General features: G+C 71.0%; 3 protein-coding genes and 1 riboswitch. All 3 genes read right to left on the bottom strand.

Annotated elements, in window-relative coordinates:
* Positions 1 to 14 precede the first annotated feature (14 nt).
* On the bottom strand, positions 15 to 1,289 hold the full coding sequence (gene glyA, locus G5C65_RS34115) for a serine hydroxymethyltransferase (RefSeq protein WP_165302935.1): 1,275 nt from the start codon (positions 1,287 to 1,289) through the stop codon (positions 15 to 17).
* A 22-nt stretch (positions 1,290 to 1,311) separates the two neighbouring features.
* Positions 1,312 to 1,695, bottom strand: coding sequence for a glycine cleavage system protein GcvH (gene gcvH, locus G5C65_RS34120; RefSeq protein ID WP_165302936.1), 384 nt, complete (start codon positions 1,693 to 1,695; stop codon positions 1,312 to 1,314).
* A gap of 95 nt (positions 1,696 to 1,790) precedes the next feature.
* On the bottom strand, positions 1,791 to 2,936 hold the full coding sequence (gene gcvT / locus G5C65_RS34125) for a glycine cleavage system aminomethyltransferase GcvT (protein WP_165302937.1): 1,146 nt from the start codon (positions 2,934 to 2,936) through the stop codon (positions 1,791 to 1,793).
* A 149-nt stretch (positions 2,937 to 3,085) separates the two neighbouring features.
* Positions 3,086 to 3,191, bottom strand: a riboswitch (glycine riboswitch).
* Between the last annotated feature and the right edge of the window lie 82 nt (positions 3,192 to 3,273).

Genomic DNA, 3,273 nt, shown 5'->3' on the forward strand with positions numbered 1-3,273 from the left:
GGGCCGGGCTGCTGCTACTGGCCCAGGCCCGGGTACAGCGGGTACTTCTCCACCAGGGTCGCGACCCGCGCCGACAGCGCCTTCGACTTCGCCTCGTCGAAGTCGGGCAGCAGCGCCTCGGCGATGATGTCCGCGACCTCGCGGAAGTCCTCGTCCTGGAAGCCCCGGGTGGCGAGCGCCGGCGTGCCGACGCGCAGGCCCGAGGTGACCATCGGCGGACGCGGGTCGTCGGGCACCGCGTTGCGGTTGACGGTGATGCCGATCTCGTGCAGCCGGTCCTCCGCCTGCTGGCCGTCCAGCTCGCTGTTGCGCAGGTCGACGAGGACGAGGTGCACATCGGTGCCGCCGGACAGCACCGAGACGCCCGCCTCCACCGCGTCCGGGCGCAGCAGCCGCTCCGCGAGGATCTTCGCGCCGGACAGCGTGCGCTGCTGCCGGTCCTTGAACTCGTCGCTCGCCGCGACCTTGAAGGAGACCGCCTTCGCCGCGATGACGTGCTCCAGCGGACCGCCCTGCTGGCCGGGGAAGACCGCGGAGTTGATCTTCTTCGCGTACTCCTTCCTGGACAGGATCACCCCGCCGCGCGGGCCGCCGAGCGTCTTGTGCGTGGTGGTCGTCGCCACGTCCGCGTACGGCACGGGGGAGGGGTGCAGCCCGGCCGCCACCAGGCCGGCGAAGTGCGCCATGTCGACCATCAGCAGCGCGCCGACCTCGTCCGCGATCCGGCGGAACGCCGCGAAGTCGAGCTGCCGCGGGTACGCCGACCAGCCCGCGACGATCATCTTCGGGCGGTGCTCCCTGGCCAGCTTCTCGACCTGGTCCATGTCGACCCGGCTGGTCTCGGGGTCGACCTGGTAGGCGACGACGTTGTAGAGCTTCCCGGAGAAGTTGATCTTCATGCCGTGGGTGAGGTGGCCACCGTGGGCCAGGTCCAGGCCCATGATGGTGTCGCCCGGGTTCAGCAGCGCGAACATCGCCGCCGCGTTGGCCTGGGCTCCCGAGTGCGGCTGGACGTTCGCGGCCTCGGCGCCGAAGAGCTCCTTGATCCGGTCGCGCGCGAGCCGCTCGACGACGTCGACGTACTCGCAGCCGCCGTAGTAGCGGCGGCCCGGGTAGCCCTCGGCGTACTTGTTGGTGAGCACCGAGCCCTGGGCCTCCATCGAGGCGACCGGTGCGAAGTTCTCCGACGCGATCATCTCAAGGGTGGACTGCTGGCGGCGGAGCTCGGAGTCGACGGCGGCGGCGACGTCCGGGTCCACCTCGTGGAGAGTGCCGTTCAGAAGCGACATGGAACCATCCCTGGGTTGGGTCTCAGTTGCCCGAGGCGAAGTCGGTGTACTCATCGGCGGTCAGCAGGTCGTCCGGCACCTCGGACACCCTGATCTTGAACAGCCATCCGTCCTCGAAGGGGTCGGAGTTCACCAGCGCCGGGTCGCCCACCACGTCCTCGTTGACCTCGGTGACCTCACCGGAAGCGGGGGTGTAGAGATCGCTGACGGACTTGGTCGACTCCAGCTCGCCGCAGCTCTCGCCCGCGGTGACCTCGTCGCCGACAGCCGGGAGCTGGACGAAGACGACATCGCCGAGCGCCTCGGCCGCGTGCGCCGTGATGCCGACGGTCGCGACGCCGTCCGCGTCGGCGTCCGTCAGCCACTCGTGCTCCTTGCTGTAGCGAAGCTGCTGGGGGTTGCTCATGGGGTGATTCTCCTGGATAGACGGCGTGCGGTGAAAACGAGTCCTGGCTGGTGGGACGGAGGTCACGCTCTTGACAGCGGACCCGTCCGGGTTCGCTAGCGCTTACGGGAGTAGAAGGGAAGCGCGACGACCTCGTACGGCTCATGGGTGCCCCGGATGTCGACGGCCACCCCCTCCGTGCCGGGCTCGGCGTGCGCCGCGTCGACGTACGCCATCGCGATCGGCTTGCCGAGGGTGGGGGAGGGGGCGCCGGAGGTGACCTCGCCGATCACCGTGCCGTCGGCCGCCACCACGGGGTAGCCCGCACGCGGCACCCGGCGCCCCTCGGCCACCAGCCCGACCAGCTTCCGCGGCGGTGCCGACTCGGCCCGCTTGGCCGCCTGCTCCAGCGGCGCACGCCCGACGAAGCGGCCCTCGTTCGTGGTCTTCTCGAACTTGACGATCCGGCCCAGCCCCGCGTCGAACGGCGTCAGCGCCGTGGACAGCTCGTGCCCGTACAGCGGCATCCCCGCCTCCAGGCGCAGCGTGTCCCGGCAGCTCAGCCCGCAGGGGACCAGCCCCGCCTCCGCGCCCGCCGCGGTCAGCTCCTGCCACACCGCGACGGCGTCCCCGGGGTCCAGGAACAGCTCGAAGCCGTCCTCGCCGGTGTATCCGGTACGGGCGATCAGCGCGCGCTTTCCGGCGACGGTGCCGGGCAGGCCCGCGTAGTACTTCAGGCCCTCCAGATCGGCGGTGGTCAAGGAGGCGAGGATGCCGGCCGCCGCCGGCCCCTGCACCGCGAGCAGCGCGTACGCCTCGCGGTCGTCGCGCACCGCCGCGTCGTAGCCCGCCTGCCGCTCGCGCAGCGCGTCCAGGACCGTCTGCGCGTTGGCGGCGTTGGCCACCACCAGGTACTCCCGCTCGGCCAGCCGGTAGACGATCAGGTCGTCCAGGATGCCGCCCTGCTCGTCGCAGACCATCGTGTAGCGGGCGCGGCCCGGCTTGAGCCGGGAGAGGTTGCCGACCAGCGCGTAGTCCAGCAGCTCGCCCGCCTGCGGCCCGGTGAGGGTGATCTCGCCCATATGGGAGAGGTCGAACAGGCCGGCCTTGCCGCGGACGGCGAGGTGCTCCTCGCGCTCGCTGCCGTACCGCAGCGGCATGTCCCAGCCGGCGAAGTCCGTCATCGTCGCGCCCAGCGCGCGATGCGTGGCGTCCAGGGCGGTCTTTCTGGGCTCGTGCGGCGAGGCGTCGGATTCAGTCATGATCAGGCTCCAGGGCAGGGACGGCGGATGTCCTCCCCATCTGTCATCGGAACCTGAGAGGTTCGCCGGTAGCCGCGGGCGGCCCGGCTTGCACCTTGGGTGGAGTCCGCTCCGCCGGACGGCGGGACGGCTCGCTTTTCAGATCTGCCTCACCCTGCGCGGTATCGGGGCCTGAGAGATTCAAGGGAGGATCTTGCTCCTTCGGCGCCCCGGCATCCGGCTGACCGGATCCGGGAACTCTCCCGCGCGGGCTCGAACGGCCGGTATGGAGTTGGCCCGCACATCATTGCACGGGGGTACGGCCGCTGACTGCCCCCTGACGGCGGGAGGGCGGGAG

The sequence above is a fragment of the Streptomyces boncukensis genome, assembly GCF_011045075.1.
GTDB classification, from domain to species: Bacteria; Actinomycetota; Actinomycetes; order Streptomycetales; family Streptomycetaceae; genus Streptomyces; species Streptomyces boncukensis.